The sequence below is a fragment of the Pseudomonas sp. FG98 genome, assembly GCF_057808595.1.
On the sequence record NZ_JBMDIJ010000024.1, the window covers coordinates 1 to 14,809 of the forward strand.

A 14,809-nucleotide genomic window follows, 5' to 3' on the forward strand; every position below is an offset into this window, starting at 1 on the left:
GCTGCGCGGTCCTTTCGCGGGCAAGCCTCGCTCCTACAGGCGATTGGCGGATCAGAAGTAGTACGGGAATTTCAGGCTGAAGGTGAAGTCCGGCGCGTCGTCGGTGAGTCCGATGGACAGGTTCGGCACGACGGTCAGCTTGTCGGTGGCGGCCACGGTCATGCCGACGTTGAAGTAGGCGGCGTTGGCGTCGCTGCCGACGATGGTGGTCCAGTCCTCGCCATCGGCCTTGGTCTTGGCGCGACGCACGATCAGGTCGGTGACGGAGAACGACATGCTCATCTTCTCGTTGAGGGCGAAGGCGATGCCCGCACCGATCTGGAAGCTGTCGCCCAGCTTGACCTTGCCCGGGACCTTCTGGTTTTCCGTGGAGCTGATATCGCTGAACGAGTCCTCCAGGTTGTAGGTGTAGGACAGGCTGCCGAACAGCACCGCCGGATCGAAGGTCTTGACCAGCGAGATGCCGGGGGTAATGGACCAGACCCCGTTGCCGGTGGGCAGGCTTTCCGGATAGCTCAGGCTGTCGTTGCCGGGATCCTGGCGGAACTTGATGCCATAGGGTTCCTTGCCGGTAGGGGCCTTGACCCGCAGGGAGACCACTGCGTCCGGGGCATATTCCGACTCGTCCATGAATTTGTAGGCAATGCCGACGTTGACATCGCCCAGGGTCGGGTCGCGGGTGACGCTTTTGTCCGACAAGGCCGCGCCCGAGCCGCCGGCACCGCCGGACTGGAAGGTGGAGTCGCGATAGACCACGGGAACGTTGACATCGAACTGCCAGCGCTGGTCGAAGTTGTAGCGCGCGGTCAGGTCCAGGGTCCAGGTGTCGGCTTTGATCCGGTCGAGGTTGATATTGCCGAGGAAGATCGAGTCCAGAGCGAGAAAGCCGTTGAGCGTCAACTGCTTGGTGTCATAACGGGCGTAGGTGATGCCTGTCTCGAAGCTGAACTTGCCGCCGCCGAAGAAGCCGCTGGCTTCGTCGTACAGGTTGGAAACGCTTTGCGCCGGCTCCGAATCGTCCTTGAGTGATTCGCCGTAGGAGCTGCCGGTGCCGGAAGCGGCAACGGTCTGCTCGCTACCATGGACCGGCTTGGACGCTGGCGAACGCACCAGGCGCTTGGGTTGGCTGGCGGCCGGCTGGTCCTCGACCTGGCGAACCCGCTGCTCAAGCACCATCAGCGCCTGCTGCTGCTGTTCGTAGCGTTGCTTGAGGGCCTGCAACTCCTGTTTCAAGGCCTCTACCTGGGGATCCTGCGCCGCGTAGAGCAGCGACGAAGGGACTAATGTGCTCAGACAAACGACTGCATTGAATGACAACGAGCGGTGCATAGGTCAGCCATCCTTTCCAACTGCGCAATAAGTTGCAACAGAGCGTAGATCAATATCCTGAAATACGAAGGCCCTTGAGCTGATCGAGATTGCAATTCAGGGCGCCTGCAGTCGGCAGGTTGTCGCGCAGTACCACATTGAGTTGGGTGAGGTTGTTCACGGCATTGCTGCCACCGAGCAGGGTGGTGCTCTGCATCAGGCCGCCATCGGTCAGGCGCTGCAGGCTGGAGCCCTGGCCGCTGGCGGCCTGGATGCCCATCTGGATCCCGTTGACGGTGGACGAAACACTGACGGTGCCAGCGCCGTTGCTGGCGGTGATGGTGCCGCCGCTGGCCAGCGCCTGGCCTATTGGCGTGCTTGTTTGCGGTGCCTGGCTGGCTTCGCTGACGTTGATCTGTACGTCGTTGTAGGCGCTATTGTTGTCGCCGGCGGCGCGGGTCACCTGGACGACCCCCTGGCCGCTGCCGAGGCCGGCGCCGCCGGTCACGCTGCCGGAGCCCTGGGCTGTTGAAGTGCCAGTGCCGGTTTCGCTGGTGGTAGAGACGTAGAACTGCGGCTTGAAGGTGGATTGCGACACCTGCAGCGTCGCCGTGGCCCCCAGCCGGTCACCATTGGCGTTCTGCCAGGTGCTGCTCATGACCACGCCGAAGCTGATGATGCGCCCGGGCATTACGTAGCGGCCGCGCAATTGCGCGAGCTCCTGGTCCTTGACTTCGATCGGTTTGAACTGCGCCTGGGCAGGAAGACTGGCCACCACACAGAGGGCCACCAGCCAGCTTGAAGTCTTCATCGCGTGCTCCCGGAGCTCCATGCTCGCTTTTCTTTGGTTAGAAGAAGTCGCTTTGGATGAAACCGAACTCCATCAACTGGGCATCGTCGATGGGTTGGAAGTTGTTGACGCGCTGCTTGGCGGTCAGCGGGGCCGGCGGGTCGAGCAGCGCGTTGGCCTTGTCGTAGCCGGGGCCGATGACGGCGAAGATGATGCCGTTCCAGCCTTTGACGAAGTCGTCGAACTTGTAGCGCTTGTTGCCCAGAACCGGGTCGCCGACGTAGACCCAGTCGTTGTTGGCCCGCTGCATGACGACGAAATGCTTGTAGCCGCGGATATCCATCAGCACCACCACCGGAACGCTCACACTGGCCAGGCTTTCCGGAGGAATCCGGTAACCGCGGGCGCGCATGCCGAGGCTTTCCACGTAGCGCTTCATGTCGAGCATGGAGAAGCCCTGGACGCGGACCTGGTCCTGGTCGGAGTGGGCGAGCATGCCTTCGATGATGTGGGCCTCGTCGACATCCAGCCAGTAGGCTTGCTTGAGGAGGGTGGCGAGGGCGGCGGCGCCGCAGCTGAAGTCGGTCTTCTGTTGCACGATGTTGGCGAAGCGTCGCTCGCGGATGCTTTGCACTGGCTTGTAGATCACTGTGCCACCGGGCAGGGCGGCGACTGCCATCCTCTGTACGGCACCGGCCTGGCCGGCTTGCATGCCCAGGACCACCAGCAGCGTCAGCATGAACGCGCGCATGACCTTCCCCCCATCCATTGAATTCAAGGAAAGGGGCCCCGAAGGGCCCCGATCAAGGTTGCTGTTACATGCCGGTGCAGGCACGGCAGCCTGCGGCGATGGACAGCGAGTTGCTTTGTTGGTTGCCCGAGCCAGCCGAGACGTTGGCACCGACGTTGCCCGACACGCCGTTCAGCGAGTTGGTCAGCGACGCGGTGTTGGTCACTGGGTTGACCCAGCCGCTTGGGGTCAGCACTTGGTAGGAGGCTACGCCGAACAGCGCGAAGTCGCCTTCCTCGTGGAACTTCAGCGGATCCTTGTCGGTACGGCCACCACGATCATTGTTATGACCACCACCATGACCGCCATTGCTGCTTTCGTCTTCCACATAGCCCCAACCGTTGCCTTCGTACTTGCCGTAGGCAGCGAAGCTGGCGTGGAGGGTTTTGGTGTCGTAGGTGCGATCAGCCTCGTTGCTCACGTTCAGGCCGGTAGTGGTCTGGTTGGCCGCGGCACTGGCCATGGCGACCCGGCCGCCGGACACGGCGATGGCGAGGTTGTTTTTCTGTTGGTTGAAGTCGCCGGCGGTGACGTTCACGCCGATGTTGCCGGAGCTGCCGTTGGCCGAGCTGTTGAGGGTAGCGGTGTTGCGGGTGGAGTAGTTCTTCACAGTGTTGGACACGTTGTTCTGGGTCGCACTGGAGACTGCCATGGCGCTGCCGAAGATGAAGCTTTCGTCGGCGGTGGCGATGGCGGCAACGTTGTCCTGCTGGTTACCGTCGCCGGCGGCGGTGTTGGCGCCCAGGTTGCCCTGCGAGCCGTTGGCCGAGTTGTCCATTTTCGCGTCGTTGCGGGTAGCTTCGTTTTTCACCCAGTTGCCGGCGTTCGATTGGGTGTCGATGACCGTGGCGGCGGCACCGGCATTGACCAGCAGGCTCAGGAGATAGCTGGTGTTGTTGTCGTGACCGCCATTGTGGCCGCCGTTATGACCGCCGTGGTTGTCGTTGCGTCCGCCCGCGTGTGCAGCAACTGCCATGACCGCTGCGAGTGCGAATACCAGAGGCTTGAGTGCCATTTGTGGTTTCATGGTGTTTCTCCGCATTATCTTTTTTGATTGTTAAGTGTTGTGTTGCTGGTTTCGGGTCAGTCAGCGACCCGGACGCTCAGGGTGTTGGCCATTCGGTTGCCCACCCCGGCGCTCTGATTCAACTGGACTACGCCGCGGCTGCCGCTGAATGCCTGGTCGCTGGTGCTGACCTGGCGGCTGCCGGGGGCTTGGCCCGTTGGATCGGAGCTGTTGGACAGCGCCACGTTCTGCTGGAGCAGGACGCTGTCATCGATGCTTTGCGGTACCGCGCTGATGCTGATGCGCACCGCGTTGGCCTGTTGCGTGCCGGCCCCGGCGGACTGGTTGAGGCCCAGTACGCCGCTGCCGTTGCTGAATGCGTTGCCGCTGATGCTGGCGCTGGCATCCACGGCACGGCTGGCCGGGGTGTCGATGCGCTGGATGATGTGGGTAGTGGCCTGGGCTTCATGGCCGATGGCGATGGCCCGGCTGTTGTTCTGTTGCTGCTGGTCGCCGGCGGCCTGGTTGATCGACAGGTTGCCCTTGTAGCCCTGGGCGCTGCTGCCGATGTTGGCGTTGTCCTCGACTGGTGAGGCGGCGAAGCTGGAAGCGGAGCAGAACAGGGCGATGTAGAGCAGGCTGGCCTTCATCTTATTTGCCCCCGGTCAGCATCTGCAGGGGAGCCAGCCCGGCTCCAATGGCACCACCGACCCGGTTGGAGATTCCGGCGCCGGCGCCACCACCGGCGGCTCCGCCACCCAGACCATTGGCGCCGCCCATGCCCGGCAGAGTGCTCGGTACTGCATTGACGCCACGCACGCCGCCGGCATCCGGCAGCAGCACGCGGTTGACCGCCAGGCCGCTGGCGACGCTGGCGAAATCGCCGTCGCTCAGTTCGTTGCTGGTCTGCCCGGTAATGCGATCGGAGGAATTCAGGTTGACGGTGGTGGGACTCGGATCGGGACGATCCTGGCGAACAGCGGCACGGGTATGCACATCGCGGGTCAGGACCACCACGCCATTGCCTTCGGCCTGGGCCTGTACAGCGAGAAGGGAGGCACCAAGGGCGCATCCGGCAAGCATGAGGTGAAGCAGGCTTTTATTGTGAGTCCCCACGGCGGCGGTTCCTTCTTCTGGTCGCTGGCCCTGCTCAGCGTTGCGAGAGAAAGAGCAGAAGCCGTGCCGCTTTTTATTTTTCCTTGGGGATCAGTAGCTTGCGGGAATATGACGAGAATGCTTCGCGCTGGCTGTTAAGCCGCTGATACAGGCCGCGAGGCGTCGCCGGCAAAACAGCGAAGCAAGGCCTGCCAGCGGCCCTTGCAGTGCTTGTGTATCGGCGCGTTAACACTCTTGGCGAGGGCAGCGGTACAGGCTCTGTTTCGGGCATTGGCCTGTTTGCCGGTGTTTCAGCGGTTTAACACTCGGTGGCGCAATCTGCTGGCTTGCCGTCCAGCAATCGTTGCACGGCAGCCAGCACAGTGGCGCGGCGGCTGGACCAGTCGCCTTCGATGATCTGCAGGGGTTGGCCATGTTCTTCCAGCCAGCGGCGGCTGTCAGCGAAGAACACCCGGCGCTCGTCCAGCGCCGGCTGGCTGCGCTGGCCATCGGCGATCCATGGCACGCCGTCGGGGCTGAGCAGCAGGTGCAGGTCGTAGCGGCGCGCCAGCAGCGCTGGTTCCAGCCAGTCCGGGCAGTCGTTGAACAGCACCCGGCTCCACAGCATGTTGCTCAGCAGATGGGTGTCGAGGATCAGCAACGGTGGCTGGCGGCGGCGGGCGGCGTCTTCCCAGGCCAGTTGCCCGGTGGCGATGGCCGGGATGTCGGCATAGCAGGTGTCGCGCTGCTGCTCGTCGATGAAGTGGCGCACGTATTCGCCTACCAGTTCGCCGCCGAAATGCGCCTGGATCTCTGCGCCCAGCCAGCTCTTGCCGCTGGATTCCGGCCCGGCCAGCACCAGTACTTTCATGCCGCCACCAGTGCCGGGTCGCGCCGCCATTCACGCAGGCCCTGGATCGCCAGCAGGGTGAACAGGGCGTACAGGCCGGCGGTGAGGTACAGGCCTTGCCAGAGGAACAGGCCGACGCAGACCGCATCGATGACGATCCACAGCGCCCAGCACTGCACGCGCTTTTGCGCCATCCAGAGTTGCGCCACCAGGCTGAAGCCGGTGATCGCAGCGTCCAGCCAGGGCTGTTCGGCGTCGGTCCAGCTGCTCATGGCGGCGCCGAGGGCGACGCTGATCAGCAGCCCGACCAGCAGGCCGAGATTGACCTGGGCGGGCAACAGCAGGCTGACCTTGCGCGCTTCGCGCTGGCTGTCCGGACGGGTCCATTGCCACCAGCCATAGACCTGCAACGCGGCATACACGCCTTGCAGCGACATCTGCGAGTACAGGCGCATATCGTGGAACAGCCAGCAGTACAGCAACACCATCACCAGGCCGATCGGCCAGCACCAGGGATTCTGCTTGACGGTCAGCCAGACGGAGAGGGCGCCAAGGGCGGCAGCGAACCATTCGAGGCCGGACATCGGCGCTCCTTATTGCATGGACAAAGTGGGGCCGGATTGTACCTGCATGGGATTTTTCTGACAGCGCTTGCACAGGCGCGGACCTGACATTTTTGCCAGTTATCCGCCCGGGGGCTTTCTGTCAGGCTTTGGTACCCGGCGTCGGTCAGTGGTTCGCGGTTTTCCTTTCGCCCGGAACCGTAAACCTGAACGGCGAAGGAGATCTGCGTCATGCGAATGTCCCCCGATAAAGCCCTGCTCTTGCTGGTCGCGCTGCTGTGTACGTGGTCGACGGCCAGGGCGGAAACCTGCGCCCAGACCTTGAAGCTGATCCAGGAGCTGTACAACAACACCGCCAATGCCTGCCCCAGCGGCGAGCCGGCCTCGAACTGTTCGGGCCTGATGATCAGGGGCACCAAGCGCGCCGATCCGGCGAAGGGCGAGAAGTTCGATGTCTGGACTTACCCGCCGGCGAGCGTGCAGAAAGGCGCATCGTCCTATTCGTTGATGCGCACGGACATCAACTTCCAGGACCTTGCCGTCAATACCAACAACGGTTTTATCGCCACGCCGACCGACTATCTCTGCGCCGGCCAGAAACCGTCCTACGTCCAGTGCGCCTTGCCCATGGATGGCTGGACCTGGGAGCGTGGCGATCGCGGTTGCGGCGACAATTCGGCGACCGTCGCTCGCGAGAACTATTGCCAGGACCAGGGCATCAATGACGGCCGTGCCTGGGTTGCCAATTTTCAAAGCAAGCAGCCACCGGGCGGCGCCTGGAGTGCCGATCAATATCGTGGGCAATGCGCCTTCGACCTGGCCCAGGGGCGTGGCCAGGCGGGGCGTTCCAGGGCATTCGCAGGATTCATGGAGGCACGCCGCCTGGTGGGTCCTCGCGAGTTCGCCATGCCTACCGAGCTGCTGGTTTCCAACAAAGACGAGCCCAATATCCTGGCGTGGATCTATACCGAGCCGGGCGGACGCGCCGATGCCCTGAAGAACCAGGCCGACTACCTGGCGAAGACCGGCAACTACCGGCCGGTCATACGCGTGCAGATGCCCAGGTTCCCGGGAGAAAAGGCGCAGTTCTTCTGCGATGAGCAGCAGCCGGGCTTCGCCGGGTACAGCCGGTCGCCCGGATTCTGCAAGCCGGGCGTTGCCTCTACGCCGGGCTTTGGCACGACGACTGGGGCGCAGCCGGTGAACCAGGCCCAGGCTGCTGCTGCGGTCGCGGCGGCTGCACAAGCGCAGGTCGAGGCCGGCTACTGCAAGCAGTACATCGCCAGCACACGCTGGGTGCAGCGTACCGATGTCGGTTTCACCGGGCCGATCTGGTCGCTGGAGGTCACCCCTACCGAATGCGGCCGACGCATCGGCCCGGAGCAGACCGACCGGATGTATGCCGAGCTGTACAACAAGCACAAGAGCGATCCGCGCTGGAACGAAGGGATCAACGCCGGCACCCTGCGTCGGCAATTGGTCTGTCACTTCTTCGCGGCGCGGGAAAAAAACACCTGGAACCTCGAACCGGGTCGGCCCTACGTCTCCCATGAAGGCTCCTTGCGCCTGACCTCTCCCTGCAATCCGACGCCGGCCGATGCCGGTAAATGACCGGCTCCGGGCCCGCCAGTAATGCTTGCTGGCGGGCCCGGCCTTCGGTCGGTTTTCAGCTTCAACTGATATTTTTGTCAGTTTCGCACGAGGAAGTTTCTCGGCAGATTGAGCATGCGGCGTCCAGGTAGTGACCGTTGAGTCGTTGTTGCGTCGGCCCCTTATCGAACTGCTGCGGCAGCTCAGGAGACACAATGATGAGAAGACGTATAGACGGCCGAACCTGGCTGCTGGCGTTGCCATTGCTGATGCAGGCGACGCTGGGCCAGGCGGCGAGCTGTGAAGACACCTTGAAGCAGATCCAGGAGTTCTACAACAAGACGGTGGATACCTGCCCTGGCTCCCAGGGCGAGGCGCAGGCGGCCTACAACTGCTCAGGATTGATGATCCGGGGTACGCAGCGACCAGAGGACGCCGGTGCTCCGGCAGGTTCCTGGTTCGTCTGGCAAACCAGCCCCAAGTCCCGGGAGCAGGGCTCTATTGCGGCAACCTACATGCGCGCGGATTTCATTTTTGCCGACCTGGCCGTCAAGGGCGAGAAAACCACAAACTTCGGCTCCGGCATCGTGGTCGAGCCGCCTTGGCTGGTTGCCAGGGAGGAAGACCGCGGCTACCCCCTTTGCGGCGGGACGAGTGATCTCTGGGCCGACGAGCGCAGCGACCAGGGCTGCGGCGACAATCGGAAAACAGGGGAAACCGAGGCTTCCTGCGAATCGCAAGGTGTCAACGGGCAAAACTGGGTCGACCGCTACTTCACGCCGAACATGTCACAACCCGAGATGATCGGCGGGAAAACCTGCACCTTCGACTTCCGGACCATGGACGGTGCCAAGAGCTCGGACCAGTTCAAGCAACTGATCGACGCGCGCCATGCCATGCAGAATGTCCCGGGCCAGGACGTGGCGTTCAACTCCTATCCCGAGATTCGCTACAGCAACCCGAAGAGCAATGAAACCAAGCCTTGGGCATTTTTCTACAGCGATGCTGCAGGCCGCGATGCTGCGTTGAAGAACCAGGAAGAGTACAAGCAGCAGAAGGGCGTCGATATCCCGGTCATCAAGATTCAGTACCCACGGGACAAGAACAGCAAGGCAAGCTTCTCCTGCGATGCAGGGCCGGGGACAGGTCCCGTTGTGCCCGCTGACAACGCCGGCGGTTGGGGCCCGAACGGTTCGAAGCAATGCTCGCAGTACTTCGAGAAGGTCGAATGGATCCGGCGTCCAGACCCCGGCTTGAAGGCAGAGATCGATTCTGTTTCGGTGGTGCCGACCGCCTGTGGTCGTGAAATCGGTGTCGACCAGACCGATGCCGCGATGGCCGAGATGAAACGCAAGGCCACCGCCTTGCCTGGCGGCGTGGAGAAATGGCGTGACCGGGACATGACCCTGCGGCGCCAGCTTATCTGCCATTACACCCTGGAGGAGAATGGCTTGCCCGTCCGTTACAAGGAAGCGTTCAACCTGGAGCCCACCCGTTCCTACGTCTCCCATGAGCGGTCCCTGCGGGACAAGTGCAATACGCCTTACTCCGAGGAGGTGACGGGGGGCTGGGGCGCGAATGGGTCCAAGCAGTGCACGCAGTACGTCAAGTCGCTCAAATGGGTAACGCGCAAATTCGGCGAGTATGGCAACGAAGACATCAAGTCGCTGGAAGTGACGCCTACCGATTGTGGGCGCAGTCTCGACCCGAACAACGAGGCGGCCGTGAAGGCGATGGTGGACGAGATCAAGTACAAAGCCCTGGCGGATGACGAGCGGGGCAAGGACTACTGGGGCAACAAGGACCCGTCGATGAGCAAGCAGACGGCCTGCCTGGCCAAGCTGTTCAAGAACAAGCCGACCTGGAACCTCGAGTCGAAGCGCCCGAACGAGCTCACCGCCAAGCAGTACGAGGCTGCTCAGTGCAACCCGAGATAAGCTGACTTCCGGCTTGCCTCGACTGCCGATATCCCCATGGATATCGGCAGTTTTTTCACACCCGGAACTGCCCCAGCACCTGCTCCAGGTGCGCGCTCAGGCGATTGAGCGTGCGTCCCGACTCACTGGAATGCTGCGCCGCCAGTGCGGTCTCCCGGGACAGCCCGGCGGTCTCCGTGACATTGCGGTTGATCTCTTCCACCACATGGGCCTGCTGCAAGGTAGCGCTGGCGATGGAGGCATTGAGCGAGGTGAGGTTGTGCAGCGCCTGGCTGATGGCATCCAGGCTGGCCCCGGCTTCGCTGGCCTGCTCGACGGTCTCCCGCGAGGCCTGGCTGCTGGCGTCGATGGCCTTGACCGCAGCTTCCGACTGACCTTGCAGGTGCTCGATCATTGCCTGGATCTCGGCGGTGGATTGCTGGGTACGCTGGGCCAGCAGGCGAACTTCGTCGGCGACCACGGCGAAACCACGACCCTGTTCCCCGGCCCGGGCCGCCTCGATGGCGGCGTTGAGGGCGAGCAGGTTGGTCTGTTCGGCGATGGCGCGGATTACCTCCAGCACGCTGCCGATCCGCGTGCTCTGGCTGGCCAGGGCCTGGATCACCTGCACCGCTTCGTCGATGGTGGCGGAGAGCTCGTCGATCTTGCGCAAGCTGCCGTGGATGCTCTGCTGCCCCTGGCGTGCGCAACCCTGGGCCGCGCTCATCTCGCTGGAAGCCTGCTCGGCGTTCTTCGCCACGTCCTGCACCGCGTAGGTCACCTCGTTGATCGCCGTGGCCACCTGTTCCATTTGCTGCGACTGCTGCTCGCTGCGCTGGCGCGCCTGTTCGGCGTTGCTGCCGACGGCGCCGGCGGAGCCGTCCAGTTCATGGGCGGCATCGCGCAGGCGGCTGACCACCTGCTGCAACTGGCCGGTGAAACTGTTGAAGTGCTGGCCGAGGCGGGTGATCTCGTCGTTGCCGTGGGTGTCGAGGCGCCGGGTCAGGTCGGCCTCACCGCTGGCGATGGTGGCCATGGCGTCCTCGGCTTCGCGCAGGGGACGGACGATGCTGCGGCCGATCAGGGTCACCAGCAGGGCCAGGAGCACCGCGATGCTTGCGCCGAGCAGCGAGGCGTCGCGCAACTGCCGGTAGAACTCGGCCTGCATGTCGTCGATATAGATACCCGAGCCGATGATCCAGCCCCAGGGTTGGAACAACTGGATATAGGAGGTTTTTTCCACCGGCTCGCTGGCGCCGGGCTTGGGCCAGCGGTAGTCAATGCTGCCGGCGCCCCTGGCCTTGGCCAGGGTGACCATTTCGTTGAACAGGGCAAAGCCGTCCGGGTCACGGATGGCCGAGAGGTCCTGGCCTTCGAGCTTGGGGTTGGTCGGGTGCATGAGCATCTTCGGACCGAGGTCGTTGATCCAGAAGTAATCGCTCTTGTCGTAGCGCAGCCCGCGTACTGCGCTTAGCGCCTGTTGCTGGGCGGCGTCGCGGCTCAGCGTGCCGGCGGCTTCGAGGCCCTGGTAGTAGGCCAGGATACCGGCGGCGGTTTCCACCACGTGCCGGGTCTTCTCGGCCTTGGCCTTGTACAGGTCGGTGTGAATCTGATTGAGCATGAGCAACCCGAGGGTCACCAGCATCGCCACGGCCAGCACCAGGATGAGCCACAGGCGCCGGCTGATCGACATACCGCGTAAAGTCTTCATAAAGGTGGTCTCGAGTTCTTGTTATTGTCACGAGCATCCAAGCACGCTTTGCCGCTTCCACCTACTCGACCAATGGCTAAGTGGTTGATTCGGCAGGCTCCGTTGCGTACGACCGGGCAGCGTTTGTGCGACGGGTCTGATAGGATTTCGGCCTTCCTGTGCCAAATCTGAAGGGCTTGTCGCGATTTGACGTGGCTTTTTTCGCTATCTGCTGATCTACGCAACACGCCTGGGCCTTGAAAACAAGCAATCAAAACTACAACGGGGCATGCCGCGAGCATCGCCCCACGGGGGAATGATGGATTTTTGGACCGCCATGCAGGCAGTGATCCTCGGTATCGTCGAGGGTCTGACAGAGTTTTTGCCGATCTCCAGTACCGGCCACCAGATTGTCGTGGCCGACCTGATCAACTTCGGCGGTGAGCGGGCCATGGCCTTCAACATCATCATCCAGCTCGGCGCGATCCTGGCGGTGGTGTGGGAGTTTCGCCGCAAGATCCTCGACGTGGTGGTGGGCCTGCCACGCCAGCGCGAGGCACAGCGTTTCACGGTCAACCTGATGATTGCCTTCTTCCCGGCCGTGATCCTCGGCGTCGCCTTTGCCGACCTGATCCACGAATACCTGTTCAACCCGATCACCGTAGCCGTGGCGCTGGTGGTGGGCGGGGTGATCATGCTCTGGGCCGAGCGCCGCGAGCATGTGATTCGCGTACAGGAAGTGGACGAAATGCGCTGGAGCGACGCCCTGAAGATCGGCTGTGCCCAGTGCCTGGCGATGATTCCGGGGACCTCGCGCTCCGGCTCGACCATCATCGGCGGCCTGCTGTTCGGCCTGTCGCGCAAGGCGGCCACCGAGTTCTCGTTCTTCCTGGCCATGCCGACCATGGTCGGTGCCGCGGTGTACTCGGGCTACAAGTACCGGCACCTGTTCCAGCCGGATGACTTCATGGTCTTCGCCGTCGGCTTCGTGGTCTCGTTCATCTTCGCCATGATCGCCGTGCGCGGTCTGCTCAAGTTCATTGCCAGCCACAGCTACGCGGTGTTCGCCTGGTACCGCATCGGCTTCGGCCTGATTATTCTCGCTACCTGGCAGTTCGGCTGGGTCGACTGGTCGGTAGCCCAGGGATGATCCGTTATCCGCGCCTGAAGCTCGCCGCTTTTACGCTGCTCTGCCTGTTGCCGCTGGGCGGGGCAGTGAAGGTCGGGGTGAGCGGGCAATCCTGGTTGCCGGTGCTGGTCTATGCGCTGATGAGCCTGGTGTGTGCCGGGCTCTACTGGCATGACAAGCGTCAGGCGCAGGTACAGGGGCAGCGGATACCGGAGAAGATCCTGCATCTGAGCGAGTTGCTCGGCGGCTGGCCGGGGGCGCTGGTGGCACAGCAGCTATGGCGGCACAAGACCCGCAAGCTGTCCTATCAACTGGTGTTCTGGCTGATCGTGCTGGTGCACCAGGTTGTTTGGCTGGACTGGCTGTTCCTCGGGCAGTGGAAGCACATCCTGTAGTGCTGGCCGTAAGGGCCCATCGCTGGCAAGCCAGCTCCCACTGGTACTGCATCCTCAGGCCTCTGTGGGAGCTGGCTTGCCAGCGATGAGCATGGGTATCTACACATCTTCAACCTGGAGCAACACGGACCTTGTGGGAGCGGCTGTTAGCCGGAACGCCGGACCGCGCGATCGGCGGCGAAGCCGTCGTAAAACCTGAGTCCCAGGTTTTCCTGACACACCGAGGGCACAGGTTTTATGGCCGCTTTGCGGCCAATCGCGGCTAACAGCCGCTCCCACAGGTACTCGGCGAGCTGTGGCTTCGTGGCTGATCTGAAGTTGTGTAGATACCCATGCTGCGATGAGGCACTCAAATCCGGCGAAAAGGCTCAGTCAAGCAACAACCCCACCCGCACCCGCTTCGGCAGTTTCCCCACCACCAACTGGTGCGAGCGTTTCAACAGATCTTCCAGTGTTTCCCGGCCCAGGGCATAAGGCGGCGCCACGCTGATCCAGTGCGCCCGTGCCAGGTAGGGTGCCGGGCGGACCCCGGGCATATCGACGTAGCCAATGAACAGGTCCTGGTCGACCTTGAACGACAGTCCGGCCCCGGCCAGGTCCATCACTGCGAACATCTTGTTGCCAGCCACGGAAAACACCCGGATGCCGCCCCATTTGTAATCTTCCCGGGCACCGGGCAGGCCCAGGCAGAACGCCGCGACCTGTTCTTCATTCATCTGCCGCTCAGACATAACGCTCTCCACATTCTTCGAATGAAGCCACCAGATGGTCGATCCACGCTCGTACCGCTGGCAACACGCCGCGCCGGTGCGGGTAGACCGCTTGCAGGAAGCCGCTGGGCATGGACCAGTCCGGCAGCAGGTTGACCAGTTCGCCCCGCGCCAGTTCGTCCTCGCAGTGCAGCAAAGGCAGGGCGGTGAAGCCCAGGCCGGCCAGCGCGGCGGCCTTGCGCACGACGAAGTCGTCGATGGCCAGGCGCGCCTCCAGGGCCAGCTCTTCGCGCTTGCCGTCACGATCCAGCAGGCGCAGGTGCACCAGGCGATCGGGCTCCACGGCGCCCAGTATCGGCAGGCCGGCCAGTTCCGAGGGATGTTGCACCGGGTGCTGGTGGACGAAATCCGGGGACGCCACCAGTTGCATCTGCGCCCGGTTGAGGCGGCGGGTGACCAGGGCCGGGTCTTCGTCGCCGACATCCCGGACCCGCAGGGCGACATCGATGCCTTCGTTGATCAGGTCGACCCGGCGGTTGACCAGGACCATCTCCAGTTGCACCTGCGGATACAGTTCGAGGAACCGGGTGATTACCGCCGGCAGAAAGGCGTGGGCCAGGCCGACCGGACTTGAGACGCGCAAGCGCCCGCGTGGCTCGCTGGTCATACTGGCCACCGCTTCATCGGCCATTTCCGCTTCCAGCAGCATCGCCTGGCAATGCCGCAGGTAGCGCTCGCCAACCGCAGTCAGCTTGAGTTGCCGGGTGGTCCGTTGCAGAAGACGGGTGCCAAGGCGTTCCTCCAGTTCGGCGATACGCCGCGACAGGCGCGACTTGGGGATGCCCAACTGGCGGCCGGCAGCGGCGAAACCACCGGCCTCGACCACCCGTGCGAAGTAGAACAGGTCATTGAGGTCTTGCATGATTGTTCCATCAGTGGGACGAACTAGCGCGAAATCGGGATCTTATCACTCATTC

At 63.1% G+C, this 14,809-nt stretch carries 15 protein-coding genes and 1 pseudogene; 4 read left to right on the plus strand and 12 right to left on the minus strand.

Features of this window, described 5'->3' with window-relative positions:
* Window positions 1–51: 51 nt before the first annotated feature.
* The 8 genes from fapF to pnuC all read right to left on the minus strand — a co-directional run bounded on the left by fapF (window position 52) and on the right by pnuC (window position 6,423).
* Window positions 52–1,329, minus strand: coding sequence for a fibril amyloid transporter FapF (gene fapF / locus ACODSK_RS16100; protein WP_489017475.1), 1,278 nt, complete (start codon window positions 1,327–1,329; stop codon window positions 52–54).
* A gap of 49 nt (window positions 1,330–1,378) precedes the next feature.
* A complete protein-coding gene (fapE, locus tag ACODSK_RS16105) occupies window positions 1,379–2,119 on the minus strand; it encodes a fibril amyloid subunit FapE (RefSeq protein WP_489017476.1) in 741 nt (246 codons plus the stop codon).
* Window positions 2,120–2,156: 37 nt separating this feature from the next.
* Entirely contained in the window at window positions 2,157–2,849 is a 693-nt protein-coding gene (locus ACODSK_RS16110; RefSeq protein WP_489017477.1) for a C39 family peptidase, read from the minus strand.
* A gap of 64 nt (window positions 2,850–2,913) precedes the next feature.
* Window positions 2,914–3,915: a heme utilization protein gene (locus ACODSK_RS16115; protein WP_489017478.1), complete on the minus strand. Its 1,002-nt coding sequence runs from the start codon at window positions 3,913–3,915 to the stop codon at window positions 2,914–2,916.
* 56 nt (window positions 3,916–3,971) lie between these two features.
* Complete coding sequence (fapB, locus tag ACODSK_RS16120; protein ID WP_489017480.1) at window positions 3,972–4,544, minus strand: fibril amyloid subunit FapB; 573 nt, start codon at window positions 4,542–4,544, stop codon at window positions 3,972–3,974.
* A 1-nt stretch (window position 4,545) separates the two neighbouring features.
* A complete protein-coding gene (gene fapA / locus ACODSK_RS16125) occupies window positions 4,546–5,010 on the minus strand; it encodes a fibril amyloid chaperone protein FapA (protein WP_489017482.1) in 465 nt (154 codons plus the stop codon).
* 298 nt (window positions 5,011–5,308) lie between these two features.
* Window positions 5,309–5,860 (minus strand): AAA family ATPase, encoded by a 552-nt coding sequence (locus ACODSK_RS16130; protein ID WP_489017484.1) that lies wholly within the window; start codon window positions 5,858–5,860, stop codon window positions 5,309–5,311.
* The gene (gene pnuC, locus ACODSK_RS16135; RefSeq protein ID WP_489017485.1) at window positions 5,857–6,423 is read right to left on the minus strand and encodes a nicotinamide riboside transporter PnuC; all 567 of its coding nucleotides are present in this window, start codon (window positions 6,421–6,423) and stop codon (window positions 5,857–5,859) included. The genes ACODSK_RS16130 and pnuC overlap by 4 nt, the downstream gene beginning before the upstream one ends.
* A gap of 210 nt (window positions 6,424–6,633) precedes the next feature.
* On the opposite strand from pnuC, the gene ACODSK_RS16140 reads away from it, so the two are divergent.
* A complete protein-coding gene (locus tag ACODSK_RS16140; protein ID WP_489017487.1) occupies window positions 6,634–8,013 on the plus strand; it encodes a DUF2599 domain-containing protein in 1,380 nt (459 codons plus the stop codon).
* Window positions 8,014–8,207: 194 nt separating this feature from the next.
* Window positions 8,208–9,929, plus strand: coding sequence for a DUF2599 domain-containing protein (locus tag ACODSK_RS16145; RefSeq protein ID WP_489017489.1), 1,722 nt, complete (start codon window positions 8,208–8,210; stop codon window positions 9,927–9,929).
* 55 nt (window positions 9,930–9,984) lie between these two features.
* Here ACODSK_RS16145 and ACODSK_RS16150 read toward each other — a convergent pair whose 3' ends face one another.
* Both ACODSK_RS16150 and ACODSK_RS16155 read right to left on the minus strand, forming a co-directional pair.
* Window positions 9,985–10,719 carry a methyl-accepting chemotaxis protein gene (locus ACODSK_RS16150; RefSeq protein WP_489017578.1) on the minus strand — a complete coding sequence of 245 codons (735 nt, stop codon included), beginning with the start codon at window positions 10,717–10,719 and terminating at the stop codon, window positions 9,985–9,987.
* A gap of 120 nt (window positions 10,720–10,839) precedes the next feature.
* Window positions 10,840–11,619: pseudogene (locus ACODSK_RS16155) on the minus strand (cache domain-containing protein); the annotation flags it as partial.
* Window positions 11,620–11,917: 298 nt separating this feature from the next.
* On the opposite strand from ACODSK_RS16155, the gene ACODSK_RS16160 reads away from it, so the two are divergent.
* Window positions 11,918–12,748, plus strand: a complete 831-nt coding sequence (locus ACODSK_RS16160; protein ID WP_489017490.1) for an undecaprenyl-diphosphate phosphatase — start codon at window positions 11,918–11,920, stop codon at window positions 12,746–12,748.
* Window positions 12,745–13,122 carry a DUF1294 domain-containing protein gene (locus tag ACODSK_RS16165; RefSeq protein ID WP_489017492.1) on the plus strand — a complete coding sequence of 126 codons (378 nt, stop codon included), beginning with the start codon at window positions 12,745–12,747 and terminating at the stop codon, window positions 13,120–13,122. Before ACODSK_RS16160 ends, ACODSK_RS16165 begins: the two co-directional genes overlap by 4 nt.
* Window positions 13,123–13,490: 368 nt before the next feature.
* Here the strand turns inward: ACODSK_RS16165 and ACODSK_RS16170 are convergent, their stop codons facing one another.
* Together ACODSK_RS16170 and ACODSK_RS16175 are read right to left on the minus strand one after the other, a co-directional pair.
* Window positions 13,491–13,853 (minus strand): MmcQ/YjbR family DNA-binding protein, encoded by a 363-nt coding sequence (locus ACODSK_RS16170; RefSeq protein WP_489017493.1) that lies wholly within the window; start codon window positions 13,851–13,853, stop codon window positions 13,491–13,493.
* Window positions 13,846–14,754 (minus strand): LysR substrate-binding domain-containing protein, encoded by a 909-nt coding sequence (locus ACODSK_RS16175; protein ID WP_489017494.1) that lies wholly within the window; start codon window positions 14,752–14,754, stop codon window positions 13,846–13,848. The genes ACODSK_RS16170 and ACODSK_RS16175 overlap by 8 nt, the downstream gene beginning before the upstream one ends.
* Window positions 14,755–14,809 lie beyond the last annotated feature (55 nt).